Genomic DNA, 17,881 nt, shown 5'->3' on the forward strand with positions numbered 1-17,881 from the left:
AAGGGTGAGTATTCGGTCTGCAAACACGATGTTTAAAGTCATGTTTGCAGAACAACCATTTAGAACTTATATGTACCTCGTACAAAGTACGTACGCCCTAAAGGATCTGCGTAACGTGGGTCATATCCCATTTGAAAGTTATCAATTACATTAGAAGCAGGAGGGTCTTCATCAAAAATATTTTTAATACCAGCGGTCACTTCTAGATTTTTAAAGCCTTTATAAGTGCCTGAAATGTTGTATGTTGTATAGTCGCTGACTCTATGGTTTTGGTCATTAGAGTTTTGATCTTGGTACCCACGAGAGAAGTTTTGTTGCAGATTTAAAGCCCAGTTTTCATAATTCCAATTTAGGTTTGCAGTATGTTTCCAACGCAGAATAATAGATTGATAGTCTAAGCCGCTATATGACCCAGCAACACCTATCCATTCTCCATCTGGCTCGGCTTGGTATTTGTAGTCTGTTATATATGTACCATCAATGTTGAAACCGAATCGACCTGTAGCAGTCATTGGAGAAACCCAACTCAAGCCGACGTCGAAACCAGAAGTTTTAATTCCACCTAAATTTTGTTGTGTTGTAATAATATAATCTAATGAGCCATCAGGATTACGTACAAATTTGTCTGCATATTTCACAGGGTCATTAAAAATAGCAGTTTCCGAAAGTGTAGCAATTTGCTTGTCGACTTCAATATTGAAGTAATCAAGAGTGAAGGCTAAATTTTTAATTGGTTCAAACACTAAACCTGCAGTAAAAGACTTTGACTCTTCTGGATCTAGAGTTTTATTCCCTCCATTTTGTCTGTCGAATTGCATATTACAATCGCGTTCTTTTTTTCCTCCTGATTGTACTTCGCCACCTGTGCAAAGTACTGGATCATCATATGATGCACCTGTATTAGTTATCGAATTTGGACCATTAACCTCCCAAAGTGTTGGAGCTCTGAAACCTGTACTATAAGTTGTACGGAACATTAACTGTTTAATAGGTTCCCAACGAAGTGCAAATTTTGGATTAAACGTATCACCAAAATCATTGTAGTCATCATAACGAGCAGCAATTTGAGCTTCTAAAGTTTTAAGAAGTGGGATATGAAATTCGGTAAATACCGATTTAATATTACGATCGCCAGTATTTACTGGTTCATCAGGATCGACACCTGTACTAGGCGCCACTCGGGCAACATCAGTAACGACTTTTGAAGTCCAATCTTCATAACGATAGCTTGCTCCAACCGCAAAACCAACGTCTCCAGCTGGTAATTTAAATATAGGTCGGCTTGCAGTGAAATCAACGGTAGTTGTATCTAGGTTGGCTTTTAAGTATTTACCTTCAACTCCTAACTCATTCCATACATTAGCATCTTCAGGGTTTTGTGGTCCGAATGGATTTAAAATACCATTATTTAAAGCTTCTTGTGTTTTATCAAAGTTCAAATAGCCACTTACGATAGCATCCGATGCACTACTATGCGCATAGGTAACGCCTGAATTAATATCCCAACCATGAGTTTCACCCTCAATACCAGCAAACAATCTATGTGATTGGTTAATACTGTTACTTATACGATTACCCGATTGTGAACGCAGATATAGAGGGATAGTTCCCTTCGCGCCTTCTAAAGCTGGAGTTATGCCATTTCCTGGATAATATTTACTACTAGAGTCAAGCGTCAGATCAAAAAATACATCTGGTGCAACTGAAGTAGTGACTTCACTTCTTGCATATAAATATTCTGCAATCGCGTTAAAATTATCATTTAGTTTAAATGTAGCTCGGCCCATAGCTGAGATGTCTTCTGTTTTTGGAACAATTCCAATCACAGCTTGACTGTTATATCGACAAGTTCCATCATCGATACTATTAAGAGGGTTATTACCACAACCAGTGGATGCGTAAGGGTTACCTAAACCTGGGACATTGGCAGGGAATGAACCACTACTGGTTCTATTAACACCTAATTCGGGTAATATCCCTCCACGCCGACTAACTTTACGGTCTTTGGCCATGACATCATCACCTTTGCGATAGTCCACAACACCAAAAACGTTATAGCCATTTTCGTCTAAATCACCGAAGCCACCAAAGATGCTGTAGTCTTGCTGTTCACCGCCTTTTTGTTCTGGTTTTTGATAACCAGCGGTCAGGTTAAGTCCAGTAAATTGCTTTTTGGTAATAAAGTTAATTACCCCGCCAATTGCATCTGTTCCATAAATGGAAGAGGCGCCATCTCGTAAAACCTCGATTCGGTCTAACATTGCGAGTGGAATAATATTTAAGTTTGTGACGCCACTGTCATATGCATTTGCAGCTAATCGACGACCATTAAGTAAAACAAGTGTTTTATTGGCACCTAAGGCTCTCAAGTTTGCCGCTGAACCAGCTGTTTTACTTGCACCCACGTTACTGGCAGTAACAAAATTAGATTGGTTTGCACTAATTTTGGCTAAAGCTTCTTCAGTTGTAGTTACCCCTTGTTTTAAAATTTCGTCAACTTTTACGATAGTAATTGGTGAAGCACTTTGAGCTGCAACTCCCTTGATTGAAGAGCCTGTCACAGCAACTTTTACAACTTTGACGGGTTTATCATCATTGTTTGATTGTTCTGTTTCTGCTGCTTGTGCCATGGTAAGACACATCATGCTTAAACTAAGGGTGCTTAATTTAAGAATTGTTTTGCCAATCTTGGGGGTTACCTGAGATCGAACATTGTATTTTTTTTTCATCGTGGATTTGATCCCTTTTTGTTGTAGTTAGCGATATTGCTGAAAAGTCTTTAAGCAAAGCAAGTGCCAACTATATATTTTTCTTTTTTTAGTTTATGCAAAATATTGATATATATTGATTTTATTATGTTTATGAGGAGGTTTTAGGGTTTTCTATCCAGTGAAAAAATTTTCCATTTGGTAATTTTTTTTATGTTGGCTAAAAGTTCCAAAATTATTTGTATAAAAAATAATCATTATTGGATTGTTCATGTATTGGTTTTTTACTTTTGTATCTTTTTAGAACTTTTTGAAATGTAATTGTATAATGTAACATTTCTTTTAAATTATATTTTTTTGATATAAATTATTGATTTGAGCTAATGTTATTTGCTTACTCTATAAAAAAATTATGAACTAGAATGAAACATTCATGACTTTTAATTGTGCATTATAGGCTAATCATGGATAAGTTATATAAATATAATATTTGGCAAAAACTTACTTTTATTTATATAGTCCCAGAAGTTTTAAGTGCCTAATTAAAATGTAAATTTTAAATATTTCTATATGAATTATTCTTGATCATAAAATATGGCATGAAATTCGCTTTATATTAGATAGTTACAGCTTTCTAATTTCAGTATGATGTTTTCCATTCGATCAAATAAAAGATTGAATAGAAAGGTTAATAATTTACAAAGAAGAAAGTAGTCGATTGAGAAAGAACTTTTCTTATTCGGATTTAGATGTTACTCAAAAGGATAATATCTTTAAAAAATTAGTTAAGTAGGTAGGAACTTGAAATTAAAAATTTTTAAGCTCGCCATTTTAAGTCTGGCTATTACATCAGTTTCTTGTGCTTTCGCCCAAACGCCTGCACAACCAAACAAAATATTGCATGTTGCCTATGAAGCCCCAGATGATGGTTTTGACATGGTTAAAACCAACAATTTTTATAGTGCTAGTATTGCAGAAACAATTTTTGAACCTTTGCTGAAATATGATTATTTAGCAAGTCCAGTACAGTTAGCTCCTTATACGGCTGAAAGCCTGCCTAAGGTAGACCAAGATGGTAAAGTTTATACATTTAAAATTAAGCCGGGTATTTATTTCACCGATGACCCTGCCTTTAAAGGTAAACGCCGTGAACTGGTGGCTGAAGATTATGTTTATACAATTAAACGTATTTTGGACCCTAAAAATAGAGCACCGGCAGTTTCTTTTCTTAATGGCAAATTAGTCGGAGCTGATGCAGTTGTAGCTCAAGCAAAGAAAACTGGAAAGTTTAATTATGCTACTCCAATTGCTGGGATCAAAGCACTTGACCGATATACTCTACAATTTACCTTAACTCGCCAAGACTTTAATTTCCCTTATATTCTTGCCTATATTACTTTTGGTGGTGTTGCCAAAGAGGTTGTTGATTACTACGGTGATGGTATCGGTATGCATCCGGTTGGTACTGGACCTTACATGTTAAGTAAATATGTACCAAGAAGTAAGGTCGAATTAGTTGCCAATCCTGATTATCGGGGTTTTATCTGGAATTTCAAATCAACAGGAACACCTTGGGATAACCAGCTTATTAAAGAAATGAGCGGTAAGAAGATGCCCCAAATTGGTAAGGTTGTAGTTAGTATTATTGAAGAACAACAGTCACGATGGTTAGCTTTCCAGTCTGGCCAACTGGATTTTGATAGACTTACAGCCGATGCTGTTCCTCAAGCTTTGGATAGAGGTCAACTTAAAGCGTCTTTTCAAAAAAAAGGAATTAAGCATTTTCCTAATAAAGAACCTGAAATGACCTATACGATGATGAACATGCGTGATCCAGTCATTGGTGGTTTTAGTCCAGAAAAGATTGCTCTTCGTAGAGCCATTACTTTGTCTTATGATCAAAAAGAAAGTATACGACAGGCTTATAAAGGCCAAGCTGTTAGAGCAGAAATGTTCATACCAGAAGGCGTAAATGGATATAACCCCAAGTACAGAAGTAGCGTAGGGTACAATCCCTTATTGGCAAATAAATTACTTGATTATTATGGTTATAAAAAAGGGCCTGATGGCTACCGAAAATTGCCAAACGGCAAACCTTTAGTTTTAAAAATTAATACTGAAAATAGCTCAGCATCAGTTATTCATTCAGAACTCTGGAAAAAAAATCTGGATGCAATAGGCATCCGTGCTGATTTTAAAGTAAGTAATTTTGCAGATAACTTGAAAGCCGCAACTCAATGTAAATATATGATGTGGAGCGGGGCATGGATTGCTGACTACCCTGAAGGAGATAATTTTGCGCAATTACTGTATGGTCCAAACGCGGGTCAGGGAAACCATGCGTGTTACCAGTCTAAAACTTATGATGCTCTTTATAATCAAGCCACTCATTTACCACCGCAACAACGTCTACCATATTACGAAAAACTTAACCGCCAGATTGAAGCTGATAATCCATGGATTATTCATGTAACTCGAATTCGTAATTGGTTGATACGACCACAAGTTCAAGGGTTTAAACCCCATCCAATGATGAATACAAACTGGCAATATCTTGATATTACCCCTGTTAAAAAATAATTTTAGATAAAGATAAATATGACTGAAAATTTAATAAAACAGCTCAAGCATTGTAGTGTCGGTTTGTTATTTGCCAGCATAGCATTAATTGGATCTACGACTATATTTGCAAAAAGCCCAGCCGATCCAAATAAAGTTTTACGTTATGTATTCCCGACAGCTGAAACAGGTTTCGACCCAGCTTATATCCATGATTTATATTCGGCGCATGTAACTACTTCGATATTTGAAACTTTATATACCTATGACTATTTAGCAAGGCCCGCAAAACTCGTTCCGCAAATAGCAACTGCTATGCCGGAAATTAGTGCCGATGGTCTGACCTATACCATTCACATTAAAAAGGGTATTTATTTTACGCCAGACCCTGTTTTTAAAGGTAAACCCCGAGAATTAACAGCCAACGATTATGCGTATTCTTTTAAACGCTTATTGGACCCAAATTTACGCTCTCCAAATAGCTGGTTGTTAGAGAACAAAATTGAAGGTATGGATGCATTAATAAAAGCAGCCAATAAAACCGGAAAATTTAACTATGATCAAAAGGTGAGTGGCTTACAAACGCCAGATAGATACACTTTGGTGATTCGTTTAGTTAAGCCAGACTATAACTTTCCTTTATTACTGGCACATGACCCAACAGGTGCGGTGGCACGTGAAGTCATCGAAAAGTATAAAGATAAAGCAGGTTATGTCATGGGGCATCCTGTAGGGACTGGACCTTATATACTCAGTAAATGGGTACCAGCTTCGAGGATTGTTTTAAAAGCGAACCCTGACTTTCGCGGCTTTACTTGGAACTTTATAGCGAGTAGTCCTGAAGATGAGGCAATTGTGAAACGCCTTAAGGGTAAAAAAATGCCGCAAATCGGCACAATTGATATTCAGGTTATGGAAGAAAACCAATCACGATGGCTGGCATTTCAGCGTGGTGAAATTGATATATTTCAGCTTGAAGGACAGTTGGTCGCCAAAGCAGTTAAAGACGGTAAATTAAGACCTGAGCTTGCCAAAGAAGGTGTGCATTTATCTCGTATTGTTGATCCTGAAATTAGCTATATCTATTGGAACCTTAAAAATCCGGTCGTTGGGGGAATGAGTAAAGAAAAAATTGCTTTACGCCGTGCTATTGCAATGTCTCGTTCAATAGATCAAGAAATTAAATTAGTAAGAAATGATGATGCTCAGCGTTTGGATTTTCCAGTTCCACCAGGGGTAGTGGGTAACGATCCACAGTATAGAAGTAGTACGCCATATTCTGTGAAAGCAGCAAATTTACTATTAGATCGATATCACTATAAAAAAGATGCCTCAGGTTGGCGTACACAACCAAACGGGAAGCCTCTTGTCATTGAATATATGGCGCGCAGTGACAGTATTGGGCAGCAAAGTGCTGAGCTCTGGAAAAAGAACTTTGATAGTTTAAATATTCGCATGGTCTTTAAACCCATGCTTTTTGCAGACCTCATTCGTGCGCAAAAACAGTGTGAAGGAATGTTTGGGTCTTCTGCATGGATAGCAGATTATCCTGATGGCGATAATTTTATGCAGAATTTTTATGGTCCCAATACGCATATGACGAACTGGTCATGTGGTTCGATACCAGAGTTCGATCAGTTGTATCGTCAGACACAACAAATGCAAGCTGGCCCTGAGAGAGATGCACTTTATCGAAAAATGACACGTTTATTAGAAGTATATATGCCAGTGCAAGTCTCTTATGCACGCTACCGAAATATGTTGGCTCAACCACAAATCATTGGATATAAGAAGCATCCAATTTTACATGCTGAGTGGATGTATTTTGATCTCGATACACATACTAAATCTAATCATTAAATGAAAAAAATTGGAGATATGATGAAAAATAATGCACTGAAAATGACAACTTTGTGTATGTTGACCATAGGTATAAGTCAGTTTGCAACGGCAGAGACAACACGTCCTACTTTGCCATTACTTAAAGCACAACAACTCCCAGCATGGTGTGATGCTAATTTAAAAAAGATTCAGCAACAGATTACTATTTTTGAAAAAACGCCTGTGAAAGATAATGCAGAAGCAGCACCTATATTGGCAAAATGGGATAAAATTTTTGCGCATTTTGAAGATTTCTCAGGTCCGATAAGTCTATATAGTAACGTAGATCCAGATGCAAAGTTACGTAAGGCAGCAGAAGACTGTGAAATCAAAATTAATCAGTTTCACACTGATATATTTCAGAACCCGAAGCTATATAATCTAATTAAAAATACACAAGCAACAGACCCAATTGACCAAAAATACCGTCAAGATATTTTGAGCCAATTTGAAGACACAGGCGTTCAGCTTGAACCTGTAAAACGCGCAAGAATGAAGGCTATTCTGGATGAGTTAACTAAGCTCGAACAAGAATATGCGCGTAATGTCCGCGATAATCCGGAGAAACTTGAGTTTACTCCTGAAGAGATGAAGGGTTTACCCCAAAGTTATATTTCAGCTTTAAAGAAAAATGCTAAAGGCAACTATTTATTAGGTTTTGAATATCCTGAATATCGTCCCTTTATGGAGTTGGCAGATAATGATGATGCTCGGAAAAGATATCAAATTGCCTTTACTCGACGTGGTACTGAGCAAAATTTAAAACTACTCAAACAAGCAATTGATTTGCGTTATGAGCTTGCGCAGTTATTTGGAAAAGCAAGTTATGCAGATTGGGTTTTAAAAGACCGTATGGCTAAAACGCCTGAGACTGTAAATCAATTTTTAGCAGAAGTCCAAAAAACAGTAGCGCCACTTGAACGTAAAGAAGTAGAAGAACTCCGTGAATTTAAAGCACAAACCTTAAAAACCCCATTAGAAAAAACCGAGATCACACGTTGGAGTGAAGCTTACTGGAGTGAAAAACTTCGTAAGAATAAATATCAGATTGATCAGGAAAAACTTCGTGATTATTTCCCCACTTTAGCTGCTCAAAAATGGTTATTTGCCATTTCATCTGATCTATATGGTATTGATTTTAAACCTGTCAAAGTTAAAGCATGGCAGGGTGAAGTTGAATATTACGATGTGGTTGACAAAAAAACAGGAAAGCTCCTTGGCGGCTTATATATGGATAAATTTCCTCGTGAAGGGAAATATGGTCACGCAGCTGTTTGGGGAGTATACGGCGGCAGCACTTTAACCAATCGATTACCCGTTTCAGCATTGGTCACTAATTTTAACCGTAAAGGTTTAAACAGTGATGAACTTGAAACTTTTGTTCATGAGTTTGGTCATGCTTTACATGGCATTTTGTCAAATACACGTTATGCCAGTCAGTCTGGAACCTCTGTAGAGCGTGATTTCGTAGAAGCGCCGTCTCAAATGTATGAAGAGTGGGCACGCCGTAAAGAGACTTTATCTAAAGTGGCTGATTACTGTGATCCAGCATGTCCACGTGTTGATGATGAGTTAATTTCTCGTTTAAAAGCTGTACATAACTATGGTCGTGGCTTGCGTTATGCACGTCAGACTCTTTATGCACAGTACGATATGTCATTGCATACTGCCGATGCATTAAAAGTAAAACCTTTGGAAAATTGGCAAAAAATGGAAGCTGCTACAGCTTTAGGGTATGTGCCAACAACAGAGTTTCCTGGGCAGTTCGGGCATTTGATGGGCGGCTATCAGGCAGGTTATTACGGCTATATGTGGTCTGAGGTTTTAGCTTTAGACATGCTTTCTGCCTATGGGGACAACCTTAATAACCCGCAAGTTGGACAGCGTTACCGTCAAACCATTTTGTCACAAGGTAGCCAAAAACCCGCAGCTGAATTAGTTAAAGATTTCCTTGGCCGTGAACCTGATAACAAAGCGTTCTTTAATGAAATTACCGGACAACGGGTTAAATAAGGAATTATCACTATGCTGGCATATGTTATTCGGCGTTTATGGCAGATGATTCCAACTATGTTGGGGGTAGTCTTACTTATTTTTATTCTTTTTAACTGGGTAGGTGGCGATCCTGCTTATATTTTAGCGGGCAAGATGTCTAATCCTGAGCAGATCGAAAATATTCGTAAACAGCTAGGAGTCGATCAGCCTTATTATGTACAGCTCTGGATTTTTATTAAACAAATACTGACTTTTGACTATGGCGCAAGTTGGAGTACGGGGGAACCTGTTTCCCAAATTATTTTGACCCGATTAGGGCCCTCGCTCACGCTTTTAATTCCGCTCACTATTTTACAGACAATCATTTCAATTATTTTGGCATTGGCTGTTGCAGCGGTACGCGGATCTCTAACCGACCGTATGGTGATGATGCTATGTACCATCGCGATGTCGATCAGTATTTTAGTTTACATTATTGTTTTTCAATATGTTTTGGCTTATCAGCTAAGTTGGTTTCCTGTGCAGGGCTGGAGCGACACCTTTACCGAAAATTTATTTAAATTTGCCTTGCTTCCAATTTTAATCATGTTGGTGGTGAGTATTGCACCGACCTTACGTTTGTATCGTAGTTTTGTGCTTGATGAAATTAATCAGGACTACGTTCGAACAGCACGTGCTAAAGGTGTAGGTGAAAGCCGAATTTTAGGTGTACATGTACTGCGGAACGCTTCAATTCCTATTATTACCGATGTGATGTCAAGTTTACCTGCATTACTCATAGGTGCATTTTTAATTGAACGTTTTTTTGGTATTCCGGGTATTGGTCGAGAGGTCATTATCGCAGTTGAGCGAAGTGATTTTCCTGTTATTAAGGCCATTACAGTTTACATTGCTGCTGCAACCATGATTTTTAACCTGATTGCCGATTTGGTCTACAAAGTGGTTGATCCACGTGTACAGTTGAAGTAGGTGGGCTATGCTGAGCGTTTTATCAAAAAGAAAACAACAAACAAAAGCCGCAGCTCATTCATCTGGCCTGTGGAAACTTGCCATGCGACGTCTTCGGGCCGATAAGATCGCAATGTCATCACTAGTGATTGTATTGCTTTATTTTATTATCTTGGCTCTATCAATGACTGGGGTGATTGCATCTGACTGGAACAAAGAAGTTGCAGTGAGTTACGCGCCACCTACATTTATAGGAGCAGATAAGACAACAGAAACAGGGCAAAATGCAGCAGCGATTGAAGAAGAGTTACCGATAAATCCAGTTGATCCTTTAAAAGATGTAATTCACCAACTCAAGGCTGAAATTAAACAAGAAAAGAGTGCGGGAAGTGCAATTGATTATTATGGTGTAGCTGACCCATTAGGTGATGATATGAAAGCAATTGATCAGCAACTGGGAGGACATTTACTTGATCAGCAAAGTGAACTTAAAAGCACACTTATATTTGGAGCTGACAAATGGGGACAAGACGTCCTTAAAAAGACCATTAAAGGTGCTGAAACATCAATTATTGTTGGGGTGATATCTGCCTTACTTGCGGTAGGTATCGGTACGCTTTTAGGCGCAATTTCTGGATATTTTGGTGGTTGGGTGGATGATATTCTCAACTGGTTTTATAACATTTTTACCTCAATTCCATATTTATTATTAGTGCTTGCTATTGCTGCCGTACTTCAACAAAAAGGCATTTTATCTATTGTCCTAATTTTAGGCTTAACGGGCTGGACAGGGGTTTACCGCTTAATTCGTGCCGAATATATGAAGCATACTGCACGTGAGTACGTTCTTGCTGCTAAAGCAATTGGCGTTGGACACTTCCGCCGTATGTTCATTCATATTTTTCCAAATGTCAGCCATATTGCTTTGGTTCAAATGTCAATTTTGGTGGTGTCTTTTATTAAATCTGAAGTCATTTTGAGTTTCTTGGGTTTTGGGGTGCCAGTCGGCGTGGTGTCTTGGGGCAGCATGTTAAATGAAGCACAAAGTGAACTTCTTTTAGGTAAATGGTGGCAGCTTGTCGCAGCCTCTGTCGCAATGGCTGTTTTGGTTACGGCATTTTCAATGTTTACTGATGCACTTCGTGATGCGTTAGACCCAAAGCTAAAATAAAAGGAAGGTCCAAATGATAGAACAAGAAAATAAGAATGAACCGTTGCTTCAGGTTAAAAATTTACGAGTAAGTTTTAAAGGTGAAGATAAGCAATATATTGAAACCGTAAAAGGCATTTCTTTTGATATTCCAGCGAATACGACTGTCGCTTTAGTCGGTGAGTCGGGTAGCGGCAAATCGGTTACTTCGTTGGCTACGATGGGATTGTTACCTGTTGGACAAAGCAAAATTGATGATCAAAGTAAAATTATATTTGAAGGCACGGATCTACTCAGTTTATCTCGTGCAGAGATGCGTAAAATCTGTGGTAAAGATATTGCCATGATTTTTCAGGAGCCGATGTCATCATTAAACCCTGTTTTTACGGTTGGCAACCAAATTGCAGAAGTGTTGTGTTTGCACATGGGGTTGAGCCGTAAACAGGCTCGCCAGCGTGTTTTGGAGTTGCTTAAAGAAGTAGGTATTCCTTCACCAGAAACCAAGATTGATGCCTATCCTAATCAACTTTCAGGGGGGCAACAGCAACGTGTCATGATTGCTATGGCAATTGCGTGTGAGCCTAAACTGCTCATTGCCGATGAGCCGACTACGGCACTTGATGTCACGATTCAAAAGCAGATTATTGATTTACTCGAGTCATTGCGTAAGCGCCGTCAAATGTCGATGCTTTTTATTACTCACGATTTAGCGTTGGTTGGTGAAATTGCAGATAAAGTCATTGTGATGCGTCATGGCGAGATTAGAGAGCAAGGCGTTGCTGAAGAGGTTCTTGAACAGCCTCAAGATGTATATACCCGAGCATTACTTTACTGTCGTCCACAAATATCACAGCGTCCTTATCGACTGCCTGTGACGAGTGATTTTATGCGCCAAGAAGATAATGTCTTGGTTGAGCAAAGTTTTGATGCTTCGGACATTCCACAGCGCAAACGTGGCTTAAATGGCGATGAGAAAATTATTTTAGAAGTAAAAGATCTGAAAAAAAGCTTTTATAGCCGTAAAGGATTATTTGGTAAAGACGAGTTTCAGGCCGTAAAAGGAGTTTCTTTTAAACTTGCTAAAGGAAAGACTTTAGGTTTAGTCGGCGAATCAGGGTCGGGTAAAACGACGGTAGGTCTATTACTTATGCGGTTACATCAAGCATCTGGCGGGCAGGCTTTTATTGAAGGAAAAGATATTCTTTCATTAACTGAAAAAGAGTTTGCTAAATATCAACGAAAAATCCAGATTATTTTTCAAAACCCGTATGCCTCTCTTAATCCACGCTTTACGGTTGGACAGATTTTATTAGAACCCATGCAGATCCATAACATTGGTAAAGATGATACTGAGCGTAAAAAAATTGCACTTGAACTACTTGAGCGAGTGAATTTACCTGAGCAAGCTTATTATCGATATCCACATGAATTTTCGGGAGGGCAACGTCAACGTATTGCGATTGCACGTTGTTTAACCTTAAAGCCTGAAATTCTGATTTGTGATGAATCTGTCTCGGCGCTAGATGTGTCTGTACAGGCACAAGTACTTAACTTATTACAAGACCTACAAGATGAGTTTGAGCTCAGTTATATCTTTATTTCACATGACTTATCGGTTGTGAAATATATCTCTGATCAAGTCATGGTCATGAATCATGGGGAGGTTGTAGAAATAGCCAATTCAGATGAGCTATATGCGCATCCTCAGCATGATTATACTAAACGTCTATTACAAGCCATTCCCCAAGGGATTCAACACGTTTCATAAGCGTAAAGTTATGTCGCTAAAGGCACTTTCAAGTGCCTTTTTATTTGGTTTATCGGGTAAATGCTTATAAAATAAGAGAATGAAAAATACAGTAGTTTATCTTTGCTATGTGTGCCAACTTTAAACCTTTAACTCTTGCCCAATTACAGCAACTTAAATTGCCTGTGGTCGGCTTTAGCTATGCCGAAGAGGTTTATCCTGCGGGTACAATGCCGCTATTATTCAAATCACCCCAAGGTCTTGAGTGGCGTGAAGTCATGTTTGGCTTGGTTCCAAAATGGGCAGAAGATACGAATATAGCAAAGCATACCTACAATGCTCGTCATGAAACGATTTTCCAAAAACCGAGTTTTCAAGAAGCTGCACTTAAATGTAAGTTTGGTGTGATTCCGGTGACAGAATTCTATGAAAGTAAATATATAAATGATAAACCTGAGCGGTGGGGTGTACGCCGTAAAGATGGGCAAGCTTTTTTTATTGCAGCAATCTATGAAATCTGCAAAATCAATGAAACTGTTATTCGTTCTGCAAGCATGTTAACTATGGATGCCATAGACCATCCTATGATGAAGGATTTTCACGAGCCTGGAGATGTCAAAAGATCAGTAATTGTGATCCCACATGACCGACTAGAAGAGTGGTTGAGTTTGGAGTCATCTGATATTTCAAGTTTTATAGAAGGTTTTCCAGTTGAAGAGTTTGAATGCTCTCATGTACCAAAAGAAAAAATTATAAAACCTACGCCACAGTTAAGCATGTTTGAATAATAATAAAATCAAGATGAGGTTATTGATGTCAAAATTGAATCAATAACCTATATTGCTTATTCAATCGTTTTACTTAAGGTCCGAACTTGAGAATCTTGAGCTAGATAGCTCAACTCAATGGGTGAAATCACAAAAGTTGTATTGTCTGATGTTTGTTTAAACACAAAGCCATATTCAAAAGACTGACTATTTTTACTTGGTAACCAGAATAGATAAGGACACCCTGTATAACTGCCATCCCAACCCATTTCTCTTGCTAAAGCCAAAGCTGTATCTGATTTCGCAATGATTTCTTTGAGAGATTCTTTATCTCTTGTTGAAACATCACCATCATCATCTGCAAATGTTTGTAGGAACTCATTTAAGGGCGTAAGTTCTTCCCAATTATGTTCTATTGTCGAAAAATGATATCCATATAGCATCATGTGCACTTTCTTCCATCTTGTTATTGTGTGATTGAACATAACAAGAAATACATGAAAAGGAAATGGATAAATCTGATTTAAGTTGTTTATTTTTCATAACTTATAGATTATTTTTTGTACGGAATAAAGGCCATTTTAAAACCTCATTATTATTCATGTTAACTATATAGCATGCCCAGAAAGCGGCAATCATCTAATGACTAAGATAGATTTTTAGTAAATCAAACTGTTAGCGAATATTGAATTGTTCATAATTCACCTATAATAGAAATGAAACTATGTAGAGCATATTTATGTTTATAACAACTACGCGCCCACAAGATACTTTGATTAATCAGCTTCTTCCAGTTTTGGAACAAGCCAGCCAGATTTTATTACAAGAATATCAAAATTATTCTGCGGGTTATGAGTTCACTATTCATGAAAAACAAGACGATTCACCTGTAACTCAAGCAGATTTAAAAGTGAACCTTTTTTTATTAAAACACTTGGCAGAAATTACTCCAGAGTTGCCAGTTTTGTCGGAAGAAAGTGATTATAGTGCGCGGCATGACTGGGCCACATGCTGGATGTTAGATCCTCTTGACGGAACTAAAGAATTTATACATGAACGTGATGAGTTTACGATAAACCTAAGTTTGATTAAGGGTAAAGAGACGATCTTTTCAGTTATTGCTGTGCCGTGTGAACAGGTCGTGTACTTAGGATATCTACAAGATTTGCCTTTTAAATATAGTTTCACTCAAAAACAATGGTACCAATATCAAATAACTTCGCCTTCACCAGATGCGCCTATACAAATAGGACTGAGTCATGGCAGTAAAAATCCAAAATATCAAAAATTTATTCAACCTATCGAAGAAAAACATAGCATTATTCGTCGAGAAGCAGGAAGTGCCTATAAATTTTGCATGATGTTAGAAGGTGAAATAGATATTTACCCACGCTTTCATCCAACCTCTGAATGGGACACAAGTTCCGGGCAAGGTTTGTTAGAGAGTATAGGCGGTGGTTTACTTACGCTTGATGGGAAACCTTTTGAATATAACCAGAGGCATACGGTTTTAAATAAGGGCTTTATCGCATTTCGTGATCAGGAAAGCAAAAAAATAGCATTTGAAGCATTAGCCCAATCAGGTGTTATAGATTGAGAGTTATGCCAGACATGTTATAGTGGCAAAGTATTGAAAAAAGATGACAAGATAACAATGGCACTCGATTTATTGCCTAAAAGTATGTTTGAAGCAATTGATTTATTGCCCGATGCTTCAACTCCTGTGACCTTATTTACGCGCCATTCTCTAAGAGAGCTTGTGGATGGGCAGGGCTTAGCTGGATATGATCTCCAACTTACTCCTCAAGGGCGTGAGCTTGCGCAGGCATGGGGTAACTATTTAATCAAAAATACAGATCGTGTTATTCAACACTGTATTTCAAGTCCAATACAACGTTGTGTCGATACGGCTGCGCTCATGATTGAAGGGGCTGATGATGTAAGTCCCGAATCTAATACGCATACGATTGAAATTGTTGAACAAGGATTACTTGTTGAGCCAGGCAGTTTTGTATTAGACATACAACAAGCTGCTCCTTATTTTAAAAAGCAGGGTGCTTTAGGTTTTATTAATAGTTTTGTAAATAATGCATTACCTGGCATGAAGCATCCAATTACAGGTGTTTTAGATGTACTAGAGCTTATTTACCATACGAATCCTAAAACTCAAGGCGGACTTAGTTTGGCTGTAAGTCATGACACTATTATTGCTGCAATTGTTGCTGTGATTTCTGGTGAAAATAAAATTAAGAAAGAAGATTGGCCTGAAATGATGGAAGGCATATTTGTATGGTTTGAAGGCGAAGAATTTCCAAATTGCAAATTAAAATGGATTTGGAGAGGTAAGGCCTATGAGCTAAATGTAGCCAAATTTCGAAAAACGCTATAAGCTCAAAAACGATAGATAATAAAAAAAGCCCTAGTGGGCTTTTTTTACATGCTTCAATTAGTTAGCTAACGCTTTAACTTGAGCATTTAAACGGCTCTTATGACGAGCAGCTTTATTTTTGTGGATGATGCCTTTATCAGCCATACGGTCGATTACAGGAACAGCTTTTTGGTAAGCTTCTGTAGCAACAGCATGATCACCACCAGCAATTGCACTTAAAGTACGTTTGATGTATGTACGAACCATAGAACGCAAGCTTGCGTTGTGTTTACGTGCAGTAACGTTTTGACGCGCACGTTTTTTAGCTTGAGCAGAGTTTGCCACTCTTGCACTCCTTGAAAATAAGTTGGTCTGGGCGGGCTGTGGTCAATCCAGTAAACTGGTGTAACCATCACCAGCCCGTAAACAAGTGCCATATTGTGATGAATCAACACCGTGAAGTCAAGCCTTGAGAACGTTTTAAGCTGTTTTAGGGGCTGTTAAAACGGTAAGAAAAGGTTAAATTTAAAGCAAAGCCAAATAGGGATGGATAAAAAATGACAGCAAGTAAGAAAAAAGCGATTGTGCTTGGCGCAACAGGGTTAGTCGGATTAGAACTTGTAGAAAAGCTCCAGCAGGCTCCAGAATTTGAAGCCATTACGTTGGTGGTTAGAAAAGAATCTCAAGTATTTAATACATATGACAAAGTTAATCAATTCATCATGGAAGATTTCTTAATGTTGAATGATGAAGATGTGAATGGTCATACCCATGCATTTAGCTGTCTGGGAACAACATTAAAAAATGCGGGCTCAAAGCAGGGTTTCTACGCGGTAGATTATGAAATCAATGCTCATTTGGCGGATTTGGTACAAGATAAACATATTCATCTTTTATTAGTGAGCGCTCTTGGTGCAAATTCGAACTCACCCATTTTCTACAATAAAGTAAAAGGACAATTAGAAGATTATATTGAGAGTCTAGAGCTCGAAAAATTATCTATTTTTAGACCCTCTTTACTTATTGGTAAGCGCAGTGAGGTGCGGTTTATAGAGGATTTGGGGCAGAGTCTATTTAAATTTATTGAGAATAAATTACAAAAACCATTCAAATATAAGCCTGTAACTGCGGAGCAATTGGCTCATACCATGGTCGTAGCGGCGCTAACGCAAATTGAAGCATTCAAACGTTATGATAATCTGAGCATACAGAAAACTCGATAAGGGAGAAAAAAGTGTCGACAGTACCATTTGTAACATGTGATTTATTAGATGATAACCCTGAGAAAGACTTACAAGTCGTAATTCCGTCCATGGATGGTAAGTTCTTTCAAAGCTATGGCGCACGTAAAACTTTCGGGGGACAGGTTGTAACAGTAAAGTGCTTTGAAGATAACTCACGTGTAAAAGAGTTATTGGCAACAGATGGTACAGAGAAAGTATTGGTGGTAGATGGCGGCGCCTCTATGCGCTGTGCACTCATGGGAGACATGATTGCTGAATCAGCAGTTAAAAATAACTGGAATGGTGTGGTAATTTATGGCTGTGTGCGGGATGTTGATGCACTTGCAACTTTAGATTTAGGCGTGCACGCATTGGCTGCAATTCCGCAAAAAAGTAATCGTAAAGGCATTGGCGAAGTAGACACCACTTTGTATTTTGGTGGTGTCACAATTCAATCGGGTGATTTTATCTATGCTGATAATAATGGAATTGTGATTGCAAAAGAAAAATTAGTCTAACTCTCTCATACAAAGGA

General features: G+C 38.1%; 14 protein-coding genes. 11 read left to right on the plus strand and 3 right to left on the minus strand.

All coding sequences use genetic code 11. The features are described 5' to 3' along the window. Positions 1–59: 59 nt before the first annotated feature. Entirely contained in the window at positions 60–2,729 is a 2,670-nt protein-coding gene (locus OD757_RS09275; protein ID WP_263031662.1) for a TonB-dependent receptor, read from the minus strand. Positions 2,730–3,509: 780 nt separating this feature from the next. Here OD757_RS09275 and OD757_RS09280 point away from each other — a divergent pair. The 7 genes from OD757_RS09280 (at position 3,510) to OD757_RS09310 (ending at position 13,776) form a co-directional block, all read left to right on the plus strand. Continuing rightward, positions 3,510–5,288 (plus strand): ABC transporter substrate-binding protein, encoded by a 1,779-nt coding sequence (locus OD757_RS09280; RefSeq protein WP_263031663.1) that lies wholly within the window; start codon positions 3,510–3,512, stop codon positions 5,286–5,288. Positions 5,289–5,306: 18 nt separating this feature from the next. After that, positions 5,307–7,127, plus strand: a complete 1,821-nt coding sequence (locus OD757_RS09285; protein ID WP_263031664.1) for an ABC transporter substrate-binding protein — start codon at positions 5,307–5,309, stop codon at positions 7,125–7,127. Then, positions 7,128–9,161: a M3 family metallopeptidase gene (locus OD757_RS09290; RefSeq protein ID WP_263031665.1), complete on the plus strand. Its 2,034-nt coding sequence runs from the start codon at positions 7,128–7,130 to the stop codon at positions 9,159–9,161. 12 nt (positions 9,162–9,173) lie between these two features. Further along, positions 9,174–10,112: an ABC transporter permease gene (locus OD757_RS09295; RefSeq protein WP_263031666.1), complete on the plus strand. Its 939-nt coding sequence runs from the start codon at positions 9,174–9,176 to the stop codon at positions 10,110–10,112. Positions 10,113–10,119: 7 nt separating this feature from the next. Continuing rightward, entirely contained in the window at positions 10,120–11,262 is a 1,143-nt protein-coding gene (locus OD757_RS09300) for an ABC transporter permease (RefSeq protein ID WP_263031667.1), read from the plus strand. Between the two features lie 13 nt (positions 11,263–11,275). Next, positions 11,276–13,009, plus strand: a complete 1,734-nt coding sequence (locus OD757_RS09305; RefSeq protein WP_263031668.1) for an ABC transporter ATP-binding protein — start codon at positions 11,276–11,278, stop codon at positions 13,007–13,009. Between the two features lie 107 nt (positions 13,010–13,116). Further along, positions 13,117–13,776: an SOS response-associated peptidase gene (locus OD757_RS09310; protein WP_263031669.1), complete on the plus strand. Its 660-nt coding sequence runs from the start codon at positions 13,117–13,119 to the stop codon at positions 13,774–13,776. Between the two features lie 56 nt (positions 13,777–13,832). On the opposite strand, the gene OD757_RS09315 is transcribed toward OD757_RS09310, so the two are convergent. Then, positions 13,833–14,201, minus strand: a complete 369-nt coding sequence (locus OD757_RS09315) for a hypothetical protein (protein WP_263031670.1) — start codon at positions 14,199–14,201, stop codon at positions 13,833–13,835. Positions 14,202–14,494: 293 nt separating this feature from the next. Between OD757_RS09315 and OD757_RS09320 the strand changes: the two genes are divergently transcribed. Together OD757_RS09320 and OD757_RS09325 are read left to right on the plus strand one after the other, a co-directional pair. Next, on the plus strand, positions 14,495–15,352 hold the full coding sequence (locus OD757_RS09320; protein WP_263031671.1) for a 3'(2'),5'-bisphosphate nucleotidase CysQ: 858 nt from the start codon (positions 14,495–14,497) through the stop codon (positions 15,350–15,352). A gap of 57 nt (positions 15,353–15,409) precedes the next feature. Further along, on the plus strand, positions 15,410–16,144 hold the full coding sequence (locus tag OD757_RS09325) for a histidine phosphatase family protein (protein WP_263031672.1): 735 nt from the start codon (positions 15,410–15,412) through the stop codon (positions 16,142–16,144). Positions 16,145–16,201: 57 nt separating this feature from the next. On the opposite strand, the gene rpsT is transcribed toward OD757_RS09325, so the two are convergent. Continuing rightward, positions 16,202–16,468 carry a 30S ribosomal protein S20 gene (gene rpsT, locus OD757_RS09330; RefSeq protein ID WP_003651535.1) on the minus strand — a complete coding sequence of 89 codons (267 nt, stop codon included), beginning with the start codon at positions 16,466–16,468 and terminating at the stop codon, positions 16,202–16,204. 212 nt (positions 16,469–16,680) lie between these two features. On the opposite strand from rpsT, the gene OD757_RS09335 reads away from it, so the two are divergent. Beyond that, positions 16,681–17,346, plus strand: a complete 666-nt coding sequence (locus OD757_RS09335) for an NADH(P)-binding protein, PF13460 family (RefSeq protein ID WP_009387095.1) — start codon at positions 16,681–16,683, stop codon at positions 17,344–17,346. 11 nt (positions 17,347–17,357) lie between these two features. Continuing rightward, positions 17,358–17,864: a ribonuclease E activity regulator RraA gene (rraA, locus tag OD757_RS09340; RefSeq protein WP_263031673.1), complete on the plus strand. Its 507-nt coding sequence runs from the start codon at positions 17,358–17,360 to the stop codon at positions 17,862–17,864. Positions 17,865–17,881: the final 17 nt, after the last annotated feature.

Source organism: Acinetobacter sp. AYS6, assembly GCF_025630795.1.
In the GTDB taxonomy this organism is placed as follows: Bacteria; Pseudomonadota; Gammaproteobacteria; order Pseudomonadales; family Moraxellaceae; genus Acinetobacter.

Coding starts and splice junctions, on each gene's coding strand:
- OD757_RS09275 (WP_263031662.1), bottom strand. CDS start 2,729: ATGAAAAAAAAATACAATGTTCGATCTCAGGTAACCCCCAAGATTGGC.
- OD757_RS09285 (WP_263031664.1), top strand. CDS start 5,307: ATGACTGAAAATTTAATAAAACAGCTCAAGCATTGTAGTGTCGGTTTG.
- OD757_RS09290 (WP_263031665.1), top strand. CDS start 7,128: ATGAAAAAAATTGGAGATATGATGAAAAATAATGCACTGAAAATGACA.
- OD757_RS09295 (WP_263031666.1), top strand. CDS start 9,174: ATGCTGGCATATGTTATTCGGCGTTTATGGCAGATGATTCCAACTATG.
- OD757_RS09300 (WP_263031667.1), top strand. CDS start 10,120: ATGCTGAGCGTTTTATCAAAAAGAAAACAACAAACAAAAGCCGCAGCT.
- OD757_RS09305 (WP_263031668.1), top strand. CDS start 11,276: ATGATAGAACAAGAAAATAAGAATGAACCGTTGCTTCAGGTTAAAAAT.
- OD757_RS09310 (WP_263031669.1), top strand. CDS start 13,117: ATGTGTGCCAACTTTAAACCTTTAACTCTTGCCCAATTACAGCAACTT.
- OD757_RS09315 (WP_263031670.1), bottom strand. CDS start 14,201: ATGATGCTATATGGATATCATTTTTCGACAATAGAACATAATTGGGAA.
- OD757_RS09320 (WP_263031671.1), top strand. CDS start 14,495: ATGTTTATAACAACTACGCGCCCACAAGATACTTTGATTAATCAGCTT.
- OD757_RS09325 (WP_263031672.1), top strand. CDS start 15,410: ATGGCACTCGATTTATTGCCTAAAAGTATGTTTGAAGCAATTGATTTA.
- OD757_RS09335 (WP_009387095.1), top strand. CDS start 16,681: ATGACAGCAAGTAAGAAAAAAGCGATTGTGCTTGGCGCAACAGGGTTA.